The sequence below is a fragment of the Achromobacter sp. 1011791174 genome (assembly GCF_059760925.1).
This window is the reverse complement of sequence record NZ_JCBANH010000124.1, coordinates 1-16,054: the sequence shown is the minus strand read 5'-3', so window position 1 is coordinate 16,054 and position 16,054 is coordinate 1. Positions and strand designations below refer to the sequence as shown.

13 protein-coding genes are annotated in these 16,054 nt (G+C 70.1%); 11 read left to right on the top strand and 2 right to left on the bottom strand.

Annotation, left to right across the window (positions count from 1 at the left end):
* Nucleotides 1–23: 23 nt before the first annotated feature.
* Both AC6LJ5_RS27600 and AC6LJ5_RS27595 read right to left on the bottom strand, forming a co-directional pair.
* A complete protein-coding gene (locus AC6LJ5_RS27600) occupies nucleotides 24–824 on the bottom strand; it encodes an ABC transporter permease (RefSeq protein WP_498142181.1) in 801 nt (266 codons plus the stop codon).
* Nucleotides 815–1,429 carry an ABC transporter ATP-binding protein gene (locus AC6LJ5_RS27595; protein WP_498142180.1) on the bottom strand — a complete coding sequence of 205 codons (615 nt, stop codon included), beginning with the start codon at nucleotides 1,427–1,429 and terminating at the stop codon, nucleotides 815–817. Before AC6LJ5_RS27595 ends, AC6LJ5_RS27600 begins: the two co-directional genes overlap by 10 nt.
* Nucleotides 1,430–1,902: 473 nt before the next feature.
* On the opposite strand from AC6LJ5_RS27595, the gene AC6LJ5_RS27590 reads away from it, so the two are divergent.
* The 11 genes from AC6LJ5_RS27590 (at nucleotide 1,903) to AC6LJ5_RS27540 (ending at nucleotide 16,045) form a co-directional block, all read left to right on the top strand.
* A complete protein-coding gene (locus AC6LJ5_RS27590; protein ID WP_103274364.1) occupies nucleotides 1,903–3,303 on the top strand; it encodes a lysine N(6)-hydroxylase/L-ornithine N(5)-oxygenase family protein in 1,401 nt (466 codons plus the stop codon).
* Between the two features lie 17 nt (nucleotides 3,304–3,320).
* Nucleotides 3,321–3,926: a GNAT family N-acetyltransferase gene (locus AC6LJ5_RS27585; RefSeq protein WP_103274363.1), complete on the top strand. Its 606-nt coding sequence runs from the start codon at nucleotides 3,321–3,323 to the stop codon at nucleotides 3,924–3,926.
* On the top strand, nucleotides 3,923–5,779 hold the full coding sequence (locus tag AC6LJ5_RS27580; protein WP_498142179.1) for an IucA/IucC family protein: 1,857 nt from the start codon (nucleotides 3,923–3,925) through the stop codon (nucleotides 5,777–5,779). The genes AC6LJ5_RS27585 and AC6LJ5_RS27580 overlap by 4 nt, the downstream gene beginning before the upstream one ends.
* Nucleotides 5,780–5,789: 10 nt before the next feature.
* A complete protein-coding gene (locus AC6LJ5_RS27575; RefSeq protein ID WP_498142178.1) occupies nucleotides 5,790–6,620 on the top strand; it encodes a siderophore ferric iron reductase in 831 nt (276 codons plus the stop codon).
* A 32-nt stretch (nucleotides 6,621–6,652) separates the two neighbouring features.
* Entirely contained in the window at nucleotides 6,653–7,816 is a 1,164-nt protein-coding gene (locus AC6LJ5_RS27570; protein ID WP_103274360.1) for an aromatic ring-hydroxylating oxygenase subunit alpha, read from the top strand.
* Between the two features lie 148 nt (nucleotides 7,817–7,964).
* Complete coding sequence (locus AC6LJ5_RS27565) at nucleotides 7,965–8,942, top strand: helix-turn-helix transcriptional regulator (RefSeq protein ID WP_498142177.1); 978 nt, start codon at nucleotides 7,965–7,967, stop codon at nucleotides 8,940–8,942.
* A gap of 219 nt (nucleotides 8,943–9,161) precedes the next feature.
* The gene (locus tag AC6LJ5_RS27560) at nucleotides 9,162–10,349 is read left to right on the top strand and encodes a multidrug effflux MFS transporter (RefSeq protein WP_498142182.1); all 1,188 of its coding nucleotides are present in this window, start codon (nucleotides 9,162–9,164) and stop codon (nucleotides 10,347–10,349) included.
* A 212-nt stretch (nucleotides 10,350–10,561) separates the two neighbouring features.
* The gene (fauA, locus tag AC6LJ5_RS27555; RefSeq protein ID WP_498142176.1) at nucleotides 10,562–12,784 is read left to right on the top strand and encodes a TonB-dependent alcaligin siderophore receptor FauA; all 2,223 of its coding nucleotides are present in this window, start codon (nucleotides 10,562–10,564) and stop codon (nucleotides 12,782–12,784) included.
* Nucleotides 12,785–12,805: 21 nt separating this feature from the next.
* Nucleotides 12,806–13,900, top strand: a complete 1,095-nt coding sequence (locus AC6LJ5_RS27550; RefSeq protein WP_498142175.1) for an ABC transporter substrate-binding protein — start codon at nucleotides 12,806–12,808, stop codon at nucleotides 13,898–13,900.
* A gap of 79 nt (nucleotides 13,901–13,979) precedes the next feature.
* Complete coding sequence (locus tag AC6LJ5_RS27545) at nucleotides 13,980–14,969, top strand: FecCD family ABC transporter permease (protein ID WP_498142174.1); 990 nt, start codon at nucleotides 13,980–13,982, stop codon at nucleotides 14,967–14,969.
* Nucleotides 14,966–16,045 carry a FecCD family ABC transporter permease gene (locus AC6LJ5_RS27540; protein WP_498142173.1) on the top strand — a complete coding sequence of 360 codons (1,080 nt, stop codon included), beginning with the start codon at nucleotides 14,966–14,968 and terminating at the stop codon, nucleotides 16,043–16,045. The genes AC6LJ5_RS27545 and AC6LJ5_RS27540 overlap by 4 nt, the downstream gene beginning before the upstream one ends.
* Nucleotides 16,046–16,054: the final 9 nt, after the last annotated feature.

Sequence of the window (16,054 nt, the reverse complement as noted above, 5' to 3'; positions counted from 1 at the left end):
CCCCCGCCCGTCGCCGCATGCACTCAATCGGGCATGCGCAACCTGTCCAGCCGCAACCGCCCGCGCCCGTCGCTCAACCGCCGCATGGCGCCGTAGGCAGCGCCCATGGCCGCCATGCCGCTGGCCCCGCACAGCAGGAACATCAGCAGGATCTGATACTTGGCCGCCTCGACCGGATCCATGCCGGCGATGATCTGGCCCGTCATGATGCCGGGCAGCGTAATGATGCCCGCCGCCGACATCTGGTTGATGCTGGGCAGGATGCCGCGTCGCACCGACTCGCGCAGCACCGTGGCGAAGGCCAGCCGGGGCGGCGCGCCCAGCGAGATGCGCGCCTCGATCGCCAGCTTTTCGCGCGACGCGCCGGCCAGCATGCCGTCCAGCGCCAGGCTGGCGGCATTGAGCACGCTGCCCAGCACGATGCCGACCAGCGCGATCACGTAGCGCGGGTCATACCAGGGATCCGGCCGCAGCGCCGTGTTGAGAATGAAGAGCGCCGTCACCAGCGTGGTGGCGCCAACCGCCGCCGCCCCGACCCAGCCGTTGCCGTGCCCGGCCAGCCGCGCCTTGGGCCGCGCCGCGACCTCGCGCGCGGCCAGGCCCATCATCGCCGCAGCCACCAGCGCGGTGAGCCAGGGCGCGGCATGCGCGAACACCAGCTTCAGGATGTGGCCCACCAGCAGCAGCTGGACCACCGTGCGCGCCGCCGCCCACAGCGTCTGGCGTTGCATGCCCAGGCGCAGCGCGAAGGAAATGGCCGCGCACAGCAGCACCAGACAGGAAGCGACCAACAGGTCCGTGGCTTGCAGCCGTATCACGTCCATAGCGTCTCCAGCTTGCCCTGCCGCATCCGCCACGCGCGCCGGCACAGGCGTCGCGCCTGTTCCTCGCTGTGCGTCACCAGCAACGCCGCGCCGCCTTCGTCCAGATAGCGGCGGACCTCGGTCTCGACCCGCGCGGTGGCGTCCGGATCCAGGGCCGCCGTGGGTTCGTCCAGCAGCAGCGCGCGCGGCCGTTTCACCAAGGCGCGCGCCAGGCCCAGGCGCTGGCGTTCGCCGGTGGACAGCTCGCGCACCAGCGCCTGCATTTTTTCGGGCGCCAGCCCCAGCCGCTCCACCAGCCCGACGGCGGCGGCAGCGTCGTCAAAGTGCGCGGCCACGCGCTCTTCCCACCAGCCGGCCTCCGCCTGGCAGTAGATGACCTGGCGGCGCCATTCGTATCCCGCCATGCCCGAACGCGGCGCGCCGTCGAGTTCGACTTCGCCCTCGCCCGGGTCCAGGTCGGCGACCTGACGCAGCAGCAAGGACTTGCCCGAGCCCGACGGCCCCATCACCGCCGCGCACTCGCCGGGCGTCAGCGCCAGATCGACGGCGGCCAGCCTGGCGCTGCGCACCGCCTTGAGCGCCAGTCGCGGCCGCATGTCAGCCATGCGCGCGGCCCTCGTCCCCCGCCGCGCCGGCGACGGTGTGGATGCGCGCCGCGCGCGGCTTGATATGCCTGGATTCCATCCTGATTCCCTTTCGTCCCGCCGTTGCGCCAGCGGCGCGCAGCCGCGCCACGGAACAGTTCGCGGGCATTGTCCCACACGCGCCGGGGCGCAGGCCACGCCCCTATGCCGACCGCCACCCTGCATATGCCGGGCGCTCGCAAGCCGGCGCGGCGCGTGTCAGCACAAACCCGTATTTGCTAGAGTTGCGTCATTGCAAATGAAAATCACACCCATGTGCATTACAAGATATTGCAATTCCGGCAAAGGCAGTCCCCCGCTGATCGCGCGCGCCCTCCGGCAGGTCTACCTGTGCCGGCCCATCCCGCCCGATTGACCCCGGTCCCGGGCGCTTCCCTTCCCCGTGCCGAACGCAGCGCACGCGCAACGCAGACTCAGCAAAGGCGACTCCAATCATGAATCGAGAAATCTATGACTTCGTGGCTATCGGCCTAGGCCCCTTCAACCTCAGCCTGGCCTGCCTGTCCGCGCCGCTGCCCGGCGTGCGCGCGCTGTTCCTGGAGAAAAAGCCCGGCTTCGACTGGCATCCGGGCATGCTGATCGAGGCCTCGACGCTGCAGAACCCCTTCCTGGCGGACCTGGTCAGCCTGGCCGATCCGCGCAGCGAGTACAGCTACCTGAACTACTGCAAGCAGACCGGCCGCATCTATTCGTACTACATGCGCGAGAACCACTATCTGAGCCGCGCCGAGTACAACCGCTATTGCCAATGGGTGGTGGCCCGCCTGCCCAATCTGCGCTTCAACAGCGAAGTACAGGGCGTGCTGCACGATCCGGACAGCAACACCTACCTGGTCACCGGCCAGCACGCCGCCACCGGCGAGCGCTTCATGGTCCGCTGCCGCAAGCTGGTGCTGGGCCTGGGGTCGCAGCCGTCCCTGCCCGCCTGCTGCGACCGCCGCGCCGCGCCCTATATCCATAGCGCCGACTACCTGCGCAACAAGGCGCAGCTGCAGCAGCGCGACGCCATCACCATCGTGGGCAGCGGCCAGAGCGCGGCCGAGGTCTTTCACGACCTGCTGCGCGACAGCGCCGGACACGACTACAGCCTGGCCTGGATCACGCGCTCGCCGCGCTTTTTCCAGATGGAGAACACCAAGCTCACGCTGGAACTGATCTCGCCCGACTACACCGAGTATTTCTACGATCTGCCCGAAGCGCGCCGCCGCCAGATCCTGGCGCAGCAGAGCAGCCTGTACAAAGGCATCAACGCCTCGCTCATCAACCAGATCTACGACCTGCTGGACGAGAAGATCCACGACGGCGACCGGCGCTACACCCTGCTCACCAATTCCGAGCTGCGCGCCTGCCGCTACGACCGCGCGCAAGCGCGCTATCACCTGGAATTCCAGCACGTCGACTACGCCCAGCCCTTCAGCCACGTCACCGACGGCCTGGTGCTGGCCACCGGCTACGCGCACAGCATCCCCGCGTGCATCAACCCCATCCACGACCGCATCGCCTGGAACGAGGACGGCAGCTACCGGATCGGCCGCAACTACGCCATCGACCACGACGGCGGCGAGATCTACGTGCAGAACACCGGCCTGCTCAGCCATGGCGTCACCAACCCGGACCTGGGCTTCTGCTGCCACCGCAACTCGCTGATCCTGCGCGAGCTGACCGGCGTGGAGCACTACCCGGTCGAGGCCCACACCGCGCTGCAGGAGTTCCGCCCGCCCGCCAGCGGCGTGCTGGCGCATCGCCAGGACCGGCGCGCCGCCGGCAAGCGCCTGCATGCCGCCGCGACCGAGCTGATGCCCATGATGGACGGCCATCGCGCCGCCACCGTATGAATCGCGAGGGAACCACGATGATGACCATGATGGCCACCTTCCTGGGCGAGATCGACCGCCACGCCCGCGAATGCTACGACGAGGGCGCCGGCCTGACGCTGCGCCCGCTGGACCCCGAGGCCGACGCGCCGCTGCTGCAGCGCTGGTTCGCGATGGACTACGCGCGCTTCTGGTCCATGCAGGACCACAGCGTGTCGCAGGTGCGCGACTTCTACGCCGCGCTGTGCGGCAGTGGCCATGCCCAGGCCTGGCTCGGCTCGCACCAGGGCCGCCCCGCCTTCCTGGTCGAGTGCTACGACCCCGCCCACGACCAAATTGGCGAGCACTACCCCGTGCGTCCGGGCGACATCGGCATGCACATCTTCATCGGTCCGCCCACGCAACGCATTCCGGGCTTCAGCCGCGACGTCTTCGCCTTGGTCATGCGCTTCCTGTTCGACCGGCTCAACGCCGCCCGCGTGGTGGTCGAGCCGGACGCCAACAACGCCAAGATCCATGCGCTGAACCTGGCCATGGGTTTCGTCTACGCCGGGCAGGCCCGGTTCCGCGAGAAAACCGCCAGCCTCGCCTTCTGCACCCGCGCCCAATTCGAGCAGGCCCAACTTCAGGAGTCCACCCTATGAGCCACCCCGCCACGCAACATCCGTCCCAGGTCGCCAGCCACCTTGAACCCGAGGTCTGGGCCAAGGTCAACCGCCTGCTGGTGCGCAAGGCCATCTCGGAATACGCGCATGAATGGCTGCTGGAGCCCGAGCGCCTGGGCCCGTCCGACAGGCCCGGCTTCGACCGTTACCGCCTGGCGCTGGCCGAAGGCGCCGAGTATCGCTTCGACGCGCAGATCATGGCCATGCGCCACTGGCGCATCCCGCCCGAATCCATCACCAAGACCGTGGCCGGCGCGCCCGCGCCGCTGGACGCGCTGCAATTCGTGATCGAGGTGCGCGACCGCCTGGCCCTGCCCGCCGACCGCCTGCCCATCTACCTGGACGAGATCACCAGCACGCTGCACGGCAGCGCCTACAAGCATGGCCGCGCCGCCCTGGGCGCCGCCGAGCTGGCGCTGGCCGACTACCAGACCATCGAGACCTCGATGATCGAGGGCCACCCCAGCTTCGTCGCCAACAACGGCCGCCTGGGCTTCGACGCCGAGGACTATCACGCCTACGCCCCCGAGGCCGCCGCGCCGATCCGCGTGATGTGGCTGGCGGTGCACAAGGACAACGCGCACTTCGCCTGCCTGTCCGACATGGACTACGACAGCCTGCTGCGCGAGGAGCTGGGCCAGGAGACCGTGGCCGCCTTCACCGCGCGGCTGCGCGACCAGAACCTGGACCCGGCCGACTACTACTTCATGCCCTCGCATCCGTGGCAGTGGTTCAACAAGCTGTCGCTAGCCTTCGCCCCCTATGTCGCCAACCGCAAGATCGTGTGCCTGGGCGAAGGCGCGGACCAGTACCTGGCGCAGCAGTCGATCCGCACCTTCTTCAACATCAGCCAGCCCGCCAGGCGCTATGTGAAGACCTCGCTGTCGATCCTGAACATGGGCTTCATGCGCGGCCTGTCGCCGTACTACATGTCCGGCACGCCGGCCATCAACGAGTACATCCACGGCCTGATCGCGTCCGACCCCTGGCTGCGCGCGAACGGCTTTTCCATCCTGCGCGAGGCGGCCTCGCTGGGCTTTCGCAACTACTACTACGAAGCCGCCATCCCGGTGGACACGCCGTACAAGAAGATGTTCTCGGCGCTGTGGCGCGACAACCCGCTGAACCTGATCGCGCCGGGCCAGCGCCTGATGACCATGGCCGCGCTGCTGCACGTCGATCCGCAGGGCCGCGCGCTGCTGCCCGAGCTGGTGCGCGCCTCGGGCCTGCCGGTGGACGCCTGGCTGCGCCGCTACGTCGACGCTTACCTGACGCCGCTGGTGCATTGCTTCTACGCCCATGACCTCGTGTTCATGCCGCATGGCGAGAACGTCATCCTGGTGGTGCAGGACCATGTGCCGGTGCGCGCCTTCATGAAGGACATCGCGGAGGAATCGTCGATCCTGAATCCTGACGCCGCGCTGCCCGAGAACGCCCGCCGGCTGGCCGCCGACGTGCCCGAGGAATACAAGCTGCTGACCATCTTCGTGGATGTGTTCGAAGGCTACTTCCGCCACCTGAGCCACATCCTGGCCGAGACCGGCCTGATGCACGAGGACGCCTTCTGGGAACTGGTGGCCGGCCGCGTCGCGGCCTACCAGGAAGCGCATCCGCAGCGGCTGGCCAAGTACCGCCAGTACGACCTGTACGCGCCGGACATGATCCATTCGTGCCTGAACCGCCTGCAGCTGGCCAACAACCTGCAGATGGTCAACCTGGCCGATCCCATCGGCAGCTTCCAGATGGCCCCCAATCTGGTCAATCCGATCGCGCGCTTTCGCCCGCGCTGGCTGGATCAGGCCGAGGCGGACGCCGTCCGCGCCGCCGCGTGAGGAGGCCCCGGTGAGCCGCGAGCTGGATGAACTGCTGGCGCTGACCGCCACCCTCGTGCCGGGCCTGGAAGGCCGGGTCGAGGACCCGGTCGAGGAGCGATTCGAAAGCGGGTTCCGGAGTCCGGCGCAACGCGCGGCGGACCGCCGGGCGGCTGCCCCGGACGGCGGCCCGCCCGCGTCCGGCATCCGCCCGGGCGCGGACAACGCCGCCGCCATCCGCGACCTGCGCGACTGGTGGCTGGAGCGCCATCCCGAGGCCGGCCCGCACTATCTGGCGCTGCGCTGCTGGGGCCTGCTGATCTGGCAGCCCGTCTACCTGGGCATGATCGCCGCGCACCGCAGCGCCATCGCGCCCGACCTGGGCCGGCTCGACCAGCCGGTCGTCAACGGCTTCATCTGCGGCTACAGCATCGGCCGCCACGACCCGCTGCGCGGCTGCCTGCGGCAGCGCATGGACGCCATCGCCGCCCAGCTGCGGCAGATCTGCGCCGCGTTCTACCGCGAGCTGACCCAGGTCTTGAGCCTGAATCCCCGCGCCGCCGCCTGCATGCAGGCCGATTGCGTGCTGTCGGCCCTGCTGGCCGCGCGCAGCGGCGAGCCCGCCGCCGCCAATGCCTGGGCCCGCGAGACCGCGGCCGACTGGCTGGCGCGGCTGGGCATCGCCGGCCGCAGCGGCTACCTGGCCTATCAGCGCGACGGCCTGCCGGTCATCGCCGTGGACCGCCAGGTCTGCTGCCATCACTTCCGCAGGCGCGACGGCGACTATTGCAGCACCTGCCCCAAACTGGATACCGCCGAGCGCATCGCGCGCTTGGACGCCGAAAGCGCCGTGCCCGCCTGAGCCGGCCGCGCCCAGGCCCTAGGAGTCGCATCATGACGGACATCGCCAGCCTGGCGCATGTGCAGCAGGCGCTCAGCCCGCTGCACGTGCGCGCCTATTTCGACGAAGAGCTGTTCGCCCGCGAGCAGGAAACCATATTCAAGCAATCCGCCATCTACGTCGGCCACGAGAAAGGCGTGCCCGAGCCCGGCGACTGGCGCCGCCTGCCGCACGAGGAAGGCGGCCGCGTGCTGGTGCGCAACCCCGGCGGCGTGGAGCTGATCTCCAACGTCTGCCGCCACCGCCAGGCCCTGATCCTGGGCGGCCAGACTGGCGCCGTGACCGGGCCGGGCAATCCCGCCGGCAACCTGACCGCCACCGGCGGCAACATCGTCTGCCCGCTGCACCGCTGGACTTACGACAACCGAGGCCAGATCCTGGGCGCGCCGCAGTTCCCCAGCACGCCCTGCCTGAACCTGCCGCGCTTCCCGCTGAAATCCTGCCACGGCCTGCTGTTCGAGGGGCCGCGCGATCCGCTGGCCGACCTGGGCCGGCTGTTCAGCCGGCCGGAGTTCGACTTCAGCGACTACGTGCTGGACCATGTGGAAGTCCATCAATGCAACTACAACTGGAAGACCTTCATCGAGGTCTACCTGGAGGACTACCACGTCGGCCCCTTCCATCCCGGCCTGGGCCGCTTCGTGACCTGCGAGGACCTGTCCTGGGAATTCGCCGAACAATACAGCCTGCAGCGCGTCGGCGTGCACGACTCGCTGGAGAAGCCCGGCTCCGACGTATACCGCGACTGGCACGACACGCTGATGCGCTATCGCGGCGGCTCGGCGCCGGACTACGGCGCGATCTGGGTGACCTACTTCCCCACCCACATGATCGAGCTGTATCCGCACGTGCTGGTGCTGTCCACGCTCTATCCCAAGAGCCCGCAGGAAACCATCAACATCGCCGAGTTCTATTACCCCGAGGAAATCGCGCTGTTCGAGCGCGAGTTCGTCGAGGCCCAGCGCGCCGCCTATATGGAAACCGCCGTCGAGGACGACGAGATCGGCGAACGCATGGACGCCGGCCGGCTCGCCCTGCTGCGCCGGGGCGTGTCCGAGAGCGGCCCGTACCAGTCGCCGATGGAGGACGGCATGCTGCATTTCCATGAGTGGTACCGGCGCGTCATGGGCGAGCGCATCGGCAATTGCGCGGCCTGATCCGCCCCCGATCCAGGCGCGCCAGGACGCCGGGAAGCCCATGCGCAGCGAATGACCGTCACAATTACTAAATAGGAATATGTGCTATTCTCATTCGCTTATGCCGCCCAGGCGTCACGCGTCGAGGCGGAATCAACCTGCAGCGCGGATGACGACCTTGACCTCACCCTCTTCCCCCACGGCCAGGTTCACCGTCGCGGATTTCAACCGCATGGGTGGCCCGGCCGGCTTCAGCTACCGCCTGCCCAAGCTGGGCACGCCGCGCGCCGACCACGACGCCCTTTGCATCGCCGAGGGCCGCGTCGAGGAACACCAGATCCGGCCCGGCGTCACGCTGGTCGTGTCCGACCTGCAGGTGCACCATCACTACGAAGCCACGTCCTTCATGACGCCGCGCTTCTCCGCCATCATCATGCTGCAGGGCCAGGCGCGCGCGCAGCTCGACCGCCAAAACGACGTACCGCTGGTCGCCCATAGTGGCATCAGCGCCTTGTATGGCGACAGCGCATGCATGACCGGCATCCATCCGGCCGGCCAGCGCCTGCGCAGCGTCAACCTGTCCTTGTCCGAGCCCGAGGCCGCCGGCGACGAGCGCGCCAGCGAGATGATCTGGAAGGCGCTGCGCTCGCCGGCCGGCCTGCGGCTGCGGCGCTGGCAGGTGCAGAACCATCTGCTGCTGGCCATCGAGCACCTGCTGGACTGCGGCTGGGACCACCCGCTGCGCAACCTGCTGCGCGAGGGCGTGGGCGCCCAGCTGCTGGCGCATGCGCTGGCCTCGCTGGACCAGGCGCCGCCGGCCGATCAGAGCCTGTCGCAGCGCGACCGGCAACTGCTGGAACGCGTGCGCGAACGGCTGCACGATGCGCCCGGCGAGGACCACACGCTGGAGGCGCTGGCCAAACTGGCCTGCATGAGTCCCAGCACGCTGCGCGCCAAATTCCAGGCCGCCTACCGGCAATCGGTGTTCAGCTGGCTGCGCGAGCGGCGGCTGGAAGTGGCCCGCCAGCATCTGGCCCAGGGCTGGAGCGTGCAGCAGGCCGCGCATTTCGTCGGCTATCGCCACGCCACCAACTTCGCCACGGCCTTCCGCGAGCGCTACGGCGTGGCCCCCAGCGAACTGAACTGAATCGGCGCGCGGACGCGATGGCGGCCTCTTCCCCATCCCCGCCGTCCGTATTCCCGCGCTTTGCCGTCCGCTTCCGGCGGCAGCCATTGCTCCGCCGGCATTGCGCATTCCCGGCGCCGGCCCGGCTGGGCCACCATGATGCGACGCCGCCCAATCCGGGCGGCCCTTGCCATGGAAGCGCCCGTGTCCCGCCCCGTTCCCCTGCCTGCCTTCCCGGTCATGGTGCTCATGCTGGGCCTGCTGTCCTGCGTCGCGCCCGCGACCATCGACGCCTACCTGCCTGCGTTCGGCGCGCTGGGCCGGGAATTCGGCGTGCCGCAGGACACCGTGCAGCTGACGCTCGGCGTCTATATGTTCTGCTATGCGGCCATGCTGCTGCTGCATGGCACGCTGTCCGACTCGCTGGGCCGGCGCCGCGTGGTGCTGACGGCCCTGGTCTGCTACGTGGCCGGCGCGCTGCTGGCCGCCGCCGCGCCGGACTTCGGCTGGCTGCTGGCGGCGCGCGCGTTGCAGGGCCTGTCGGCCGGCGCCGGCATCGTGGTGGGCCAGGCCATCGTGCGCGACTGCTACGAGGGCGCGGTGGCGCGCCGCGCCATGTCCTACCTGATCCTGGTGTTCAACCTGTCGCCGGCGCTGGCGCCCATCGTCGGCGGCTACCTGGCCGCGCACCAGGGCTGGCGCGCCGTGTTCCTGCTGCTGGCGGTACTGGCCACGGCCGCGCTAGCGCTGTGCGCGCTGCGCCTGCCCGAGACCCTGGCTCCGGAACAGCGCCAGCCCTTGTCCTGGCGCGGCCTGGCCCGGAACTACGGCCGGGTGCTGGGCGACGCGCGCTTCGTGTCGCTGGGGCTGGCCTTCAGCCTGGTCTTCGCCGCCCAGGGCTTCCTGATCGGCGCCGCGCCCGACTTCATCACCAACGTGCTGGGCTTGCAGGAAACCGACTTCGCCTACCTGTTCGTGCCGCTGGTGATCGGCGCCATGCTGGGCGCGCTGTTCGCCGCGCGCAAGGCCGGCAGCTGGAGCGACGCGCGCGTCACCGCGCTGGCCTATCTGCTGATGGGCGGCAGCTGCCTGGCCAACCTGGCCTATGTGGCGGCGGCGGGCCGGCCCGCGCTGCCCTGGGCCGTGATCCTGCCCGGCGTCTTCACCTGCGGGCTGGCCATGTCGGTGCCCGCCATGACCTTGCGCATCCTGGCGCGGGTGCCGCGGCTGTCCGGCACCGCCGCCTCGGTGCTGGGCTTCATGCAGATGCTGACCTTCTCGCTGGTCAGCGGCTGGTGCGTGCCGCTGGTCTATGGCCAGCCGCTGCGGCTGGCGCTGGCCATGCTGGCCTGCGTGGCGGCCAGCGCGCTGGGCTGGGCCTGGCTGCACCGCAAGCCGCGGCCGCTGGCCGAGGCCGAGCCGGGCTGAGCGGCCGATCCCTGTCCGCACGCTCGCGCGCGGCGCTATTCCGCGCGACGCCATCCCTTTACTGCTTCGCGCCCGTTCTGGCGGAATCCCGGCGGCGTTTGCCATATGGATCGCGTCATCAGGCATACATCAGCCCATACGTAAAAATCAATAATTCTCATTACCAGATTTTTCCGTTTCGCTCGTTGCCTATTTCGCCGGAGTTCGTTGCCATGTCGTCCGCTTTGCCCACGCCCGCCGCGCCGCCGCGCCGGGCGCGCCCCTTGACCCACGCAATTCAGACGGCCTTGCTCTGCTCTGCCCTTGCCCACCAGAACGCCAGCGCCCAGGTCGCCGCCGAGACCCAATCCGCGCCGGGCGGCGTGGCCCAGATGCCTGCCGTGACCGTGACAGGCGCCAGCCTGGGTGGCACCACCGAAGGCACGAATTCCTACACCACCGAATCCATGAGCACCGCCACGGGCCTCACGCTGGCGCCGCGCGAAACGCCGCAATCGGTCAGCGTGGTGACACGCCAGCAGATCGAGGACCAGGGCCTGCGCGACACCGGCGCGATCCTCGCGTCGGCGCCCGGCATCTCGGTAACGCGCAGCGACAGCAACCGCTATTCGTTCTCGGCGCGCGGTTTTTCCATCGACAACTTCCAGTTCGACGGCCTGTCCACGCCCATCCTGAGCCTGTGGAACTACGGCACCACCGACATCGACGCGGCGATCTACGACCGCGTGGAAGTCGTGCGCGGCGCGACCGGCCTGATGAACGGCTCCGGCAATCCGTCCGCCGCCGTCAACTTCGTGCGCAAGCGTCCGCTGCGCGACTTCGCCGCCTCGGCCAGCGTCGGCGCCGGCAGCTGGGACAAGATCCGTGGCGAGGCCGACCTGTCAGTGCCCCTGACCGAGAACGGCAAGATCCGCTCGCGCGTGGTGGCCGCCTACAGCCAGGGCAACAGCAACGTGACCTTCCTGGATGCGCGCAGCCGCACGTTCTATGGCGTGGTCAGCGCCGACCTGACGCCCGACACCGTGCTGACCGCCAGCGTGGAATACCAGCGCAACATCAGCCACGGTTTCGGCAGCGGCTTTCCCCTGTTCTACAGCGACGGCTCGCGCACCGACTTCAACCGTTCGGTCGCCAACAATACGCCCTGGGCGCGCCAGGACACGGAATCCACCACCTATTTCGTCGACCTGACCCACCGCTTCGCCAATGACTGGAAGCTGCGCGCGGCCTATAGCCACAGCGACGGCAAGTACCGCATGAAGCAACTGTTCCGGGGCGGCTACCCGGACCGCGCGACCGGCCTGGGCATGACCAGCAACTTCGCCAACTACGACGGCCGGCGCGACCGCGACGACATCCACCTGTCGCTGAACGCCCCGTTCACGCTGTTCGGCCTGCGCCACGAGATCGGCGCCGGCTGGATGAGCATTGACGACCAAAGCGACATTCAGCAATACGCCATGGTCGGCCCCAAGCCCGCCGTCGGCAGCTATTTCAACTGGCGCCAGGACCATATCGCGGAACCGACATGGTCGGACAGGAAAACGACGGCCGATGACCTGCGCACCAAGCAGACCGGCGCCTACATCGTGGGCCGTTTCGCCCTGGCCGAGCCGCTGCACCTGATCGCGGGCGGCCGATGGAGCGACTGGAAGACCACCCAGAACTACTTCGGCTCGCGCCGCGAATACAAGGTCAACAACCAGTTCACGCCCTATGCCGGCCTGATCTACGACATCAACAAGACCTACACGGCCTACGCCAGCTACACCGAGATCTTCCAGCCGCAAAACGCGCGCGACACGTCCGGCTCGATCCTGCCGCCCATCGACGGCAAGAGCTACGAGGTCGGCCTGAAAGCCGCCTATCTGGAAGGCAGGCTGAATGCGTCCGCTGCGCTATTCCAGACCCGGCAGAACAACCTGGCTCAGACGATCCCCGGCTCCAGCGTGCCCGGCTTCCCCAATATGCAGGCCTCGCGCGCCGTATCCGGCGCCAAGGTCGAGGGCATTGACCTGGAGGCCAGCGGCCAGCTCGCGCCGGGCTGGAACCTCAGCGCCAGCTACACCCACTTCACCGCCAGGGACGCCGACGGCAAGCCCATCAACACCAGCCATCCGCGCAGCCTGTTCAAGCTCTACACCACCTATCGCCTGCCGGGCGACCTGCACCGGCTCACCGTGGGCGGCGGCGTGGACTGGCAGAGCCGCATGTACCAATCCGCCGCCAGCCCGCGCGGCAACGTGGACGTGGAACAAGGCAGCTACGCGCTGGTCAACCTGATGGCCAGATTCGATTTCAGCAAGCAGGTGTCCGCCACCCTGAACGTGAACAACCTGTTCGACCGCAAGTACTACGACCAGATCGGCTTCTACAGCCAGGGTTGGTGGGGCGCGCCACGCAACGTCATGCTGACGCTGCGCGCGCAATATTGATCGAGGGAGCGGCAAGGCAGGATGCGTTTTTCTTTCCCAGCATGGAGGCAGGCGCTGCGACGAGGCGCGGCGGCCTGCCTGTGCGCGCTCGCGCTGGCCGGCTGCGACCGGCCGGCCGGCGGTGCGACCGACACCTCTGAAGTGCCGGCGGCCACATCCGCCGCTCCCGCCCCGGATCCCGCCGCCGCTTTCCCGGTGACGCTGCAAGGCGCGCTCGGCACGGCCATCATCAAGGCCCCGCCCAGGCGCGTCGTCACGATCGGCCTTGGCGCCGATGATCTGGCCGTGTCGCTCGGCATCGTGCCGGTAGGCGTCAGCCGCGCCGACTGGGGCGGCGATGCCCGGCACTACTGGCCCTGGGTGCGCGCCGCCATCGAGGCTCGCGGCGCGCCGCTGCCGGCCCTGATCACCGAATACCCGGAACTGGACGTGGAACAGATCATCGCCTTGCAGCCCGACGTGGTGCTGGCGCCGTTCTCCGGCATGAGCGCCCAGGCCTACGCGCAGCTGTCGCGCTTCGTGCCCGTGGTCGCCTATCCGGAGCATCCCTTCCTGACGCCGGTGGACACGCAGATCGACCTGACCGCCGCCGCGCTGGGCAAGCGCGCCGAGGCCGATGCGCTCAAGGCCCGCATCGCACACTCGCTGCAGCGCGTCGCGCGCGACAACCCGGAACTGGCCGGCAAGACCTTCGCCTACGTGCGCGCCGACCTGGGCTCGGGCAATTTCGCCGCCTATGTCGCGGGCGATCCGCGCGTGGACACGATCAGCGCCATGGGCCTGACGCTGGCCCCGTCGGTGCGCAAGCTGCGCGCCAGCGCCGGCCACTTCGCGCACTACCTGGGCTTCGAGCATGCCGACCGGCTGGCCGACGTCGACATCCTGGTGTCCTGGTTCTACAACGACGCCGAGCGCGACAAGACGGCGGCCATGCCGCTCTATGCCGCCATTCCGGCCGTCCGGCGCGGATCCTACGTGGCCTTGAGCGATCCGTCGCTGGTCATGGCGTCCTCGTCCGGCGCGCCGCTGGCGGTGGACTGGATGCTGGACCGGCTCGCGCCGCAACTGGCCGCCGCCGCACTGCGCGCCCGCCCCGGCAAGCACGCGAGTCCATGATGCACCGGCATGCGAAGGTCACGTTCGCGATGCACCGGGCTGACTCGCGGCAGGCCGGCATCTCGCGCAAGGCCGCCCCATGACGGCACGCGCGCGCTGGGGCGCGCTGGGCCTGTGCGCCCTGCTGCTGGCCGCCTGTACGCTGGGCAGCCTCTGGCTGGGTTCCAAAGACCTCGCGCCCGCCGACGTATGGCGCGCGCTGACCCGGCCCGACGACAGCTACGCGGCGCTGGTGGTCGCCTCGCGCGTGCCGCGCACATTGCTCGCCTTCCTGACCGGCTCGGCGCTGGCCGTGGCCGGCGCGCTGATCCAGACGCTGACCCGCAATCCGCTGGCCGACCCCGGCCTGCTGGGCGTGAACGCCGGCGCGGCCGCGTCCATCGTCACGCTGGCGCTGGTCACGGGCGGCCTGCCGGCCCATCCGTTCTGGGCCGCGTTGCCCGGCGCGCTGGCGGCCTCGGCCGCCGTGTACTGGCTGGGCGCGGGCGGACGCGGATTGATGCCGGTGCGCCTGATCCTGGCCGGCGCCGCCCTCAACGCCGTGCTGTACGCCTATGTGCAGGCCGTCGCCCTGTTGCGCAGCGACATCTTCGACGTCTACCGTTTCTGGGCCGTGGGCTCGCTGGCCGGCCATTCCCTGGCCGCCGCCGGCGTCGCCGCGCCCTATGTCGCCGCCGGCCTGCTGCTGGCCCTGGCGCTGGCGCGGCCGCTGAACCTGCTGGCGCTGGGCGGCGGCATGGCGCGCGCCCTGGGCCTGTCGGCCGGCCGCCACCGGCTGGCCGGCCTGCTGTGCATGGCGGTGCTGGCCGCCGCCGCCACCGCGGCCTGCGGCCCGATCGCCTTCGTCGGGCTGGCCGTGCCGCACCTGGCGCGCCGGCTCGCCGGCCCCGACCTGCGCTGGCAGCTGGCGTTCTGCCTGCTGCTTGGCCCGGTCCTGATGCTGGCCGCCGACATCCTGGCGCGGCTGCTGCGCGCGCCGGCCGAGCTGCTGACCGGCGTGGTCGTGGCCTTCATCGGCGCGCCCTTCCTGCTGGCCGCGCTACGCCGCGACCAGAGGGAGGCTCGATGAGCATGCCTCCCGCCCACGACGCCTGCGGCGCAATGCGCGCGCGTCCCGTCCACGCCGCGCCGATCCTGCGCGCCGGCCGCTGGCTGGCCGTACCGATGCCGCCGCGCGCACTGGCCTATGGCGCGGCGCTGATCCTGTTGATGCTGCTGTCGGTCGCGCTGGCGCTGACGCTGGGCGCGCAAGGCCTGTCCTGGCGTGAACTGCCCACGGTGCTGGCCGGCGGCGGCACGCCGGTGCAGCAGTGGCTGGCCTACACCCTGCGGCTGCCGCGCGCGCTGGCCGCGCTGGGCGCGGGCGCGGCGCTGGGCCTGTCGGGCGCGTTGTTCCAAAGCGTGACCCGCAATCCGCTCGGCAGCCCGGACGTGATCGGCCTGACCGCCGGCGCCTCGGCCGGCGCCGTGGCCACCGCCATGGTGTGGCCGGGCCTGCTGCCGGTGGCCTGGGGCGCGGCCGCCGGCGCGCTGCTGGCCATGGCCGCCGTCTGGTTCGGCTCGGGCGCCGGCTTCGCCGCGCCGCAGCGCATGGTCGTGGCCGGCATCGCCGTGGGCGCGCTGGCGCTGGCCTTCGTGCAATACGCGCTGTCCAACCTGCGCCGCGAGCAGGCCCACCTGGCTGCCACCTGGCTGAACGGCAACCTGGCCGGCAAGACCTGGAGCGACGCGCTGCTGATCGCGCTGGCCTGCGCCGTGCTGCTGCCGCTGGCGATGGCCCTGGCCGCGCGCCTGCGGCTACTGGAGATGGGCGACGAACTGGCCCACGCGCTGGGCGCGCGGCCCCGGCGCACGCGCGGCGCGGCCACGCTGATCGCGGTACTGGCCGCCGCCGCCGCCGTCAGCGTCGCCGGCCCGGTGGCCTTCGTCGCGCTGGCCGCGCCGCAGATCGCCCGGCGCTGCGTGCGCGCCAGCGGCCCCTTGCCGCTGGCCTCCGCGCTGACCGGCGCGGCGCTGCTGGCCGGCGCCGACCTGCTGGCCCGCCACGCCGGCGCGTCCGGCCTGCCGGTGGGCGTGCTGACCGCCGGCATCAGCGGCGTCTACCTGGCCTTCCTGCTGCTCATGGAATGGAAGAAAAACGCATGACCCCCGCCC

What these genes read in the sequence shown, in the direction of transcription:
- fauA (WP_498142176.1), top strand. Translation starts at nt 10,562, where the DNA reads ATGTCGTCCGCTTTGCCCACGCCCGCCGCGCCGCCGCGCCGGGCGCGC.
- AC6LJ5_RS27565 (WP_498142177.1), top strand. Translation starts at nt 7,965, where the DNA reads ATGACGACCTTGACCTCACCCTCTTCCCCCACGGCCAGGTTCACCGTC.
- AC6LJ5_RS27540 (WP_498142173.1), top strand. Translation starts at nt 14,966, where the DNA reads ATGAGCATGCCTCCCGCCCACGACGCCTGCGGCGCAATGCGCGCGCGT.
- AC6LJ5_RS27560 (WP_498142182.1), top strand. Translation starts at nt 9,162, where the DNA reads ATGGTGCTCATGCTGGGCCTGCTGTCCTGCGTCGCGCCCGCGACCATC.
- AC6LJ5_RS27580 (WP_498142179.1), top strand. Translation starts at nt 3,923, where the DNA reads ATGAGCCACCCCGCCACGCAACATCCGTCCCAGGTCGCCAGCCACCTT.
- AC6LJ5_RS27545 (WP_498142174.1), top strand. Translation starts at nt 13,980, where the DNA reads ATGACGGCACGCGCGCGCTGGGGCGCGCTGGGCCTGTGCGCCCTGCTG.
- AC6LJ5_RS27590 (WP_103274364.1), top strand. Translation starts at nt 1,903, where the DNA reads ATGAATCGAGAAATCTATGACTTCGTGGCTATCGGCCTAGGCCCCTTC.
- AC6LJ5_RS27600 (WP_498142181.1), bottom strand. Translation starts at nt 824, where the DNA reads ATGGACGTGATACGGCTGCAAGCCACGGACCTGTTGGTCGCTTCCTGT.
- AC6LJ5_RS27570 (WP_103274360.1), top strand. Translation starts at nt 6,653, where the DNA reads ATGACGGACATCGCCAGCCTGGCGCATGTGCAGCAGGCGCTCAGCCCG.
- AC6LJ5_RS27595 (WP_498142180.1), bottom strand. Translation starts at nt 1,429, where the DNA reads ATGGCTGACATGCGGCCGCGACTGGCGCTCAAGGCGGTGCGCAGCGCC.
- AC6LJ5_RS27585 (WP_103274363.1), top strand. Translation starts at nt 3,321, where the DNA reads ATGATGACCATGATGGCCACCTTCCTGGGCGAGATCGACCGCCACGCC.
- AC6LJ5_RS27550 (WP_498142175.1), top strand. Translation starts at nt 12,806, where the DNA reads ATGCGTTTTTCTTTCCCAGCATGGAGGCAGGCGCTGCGACGAGGCGCG.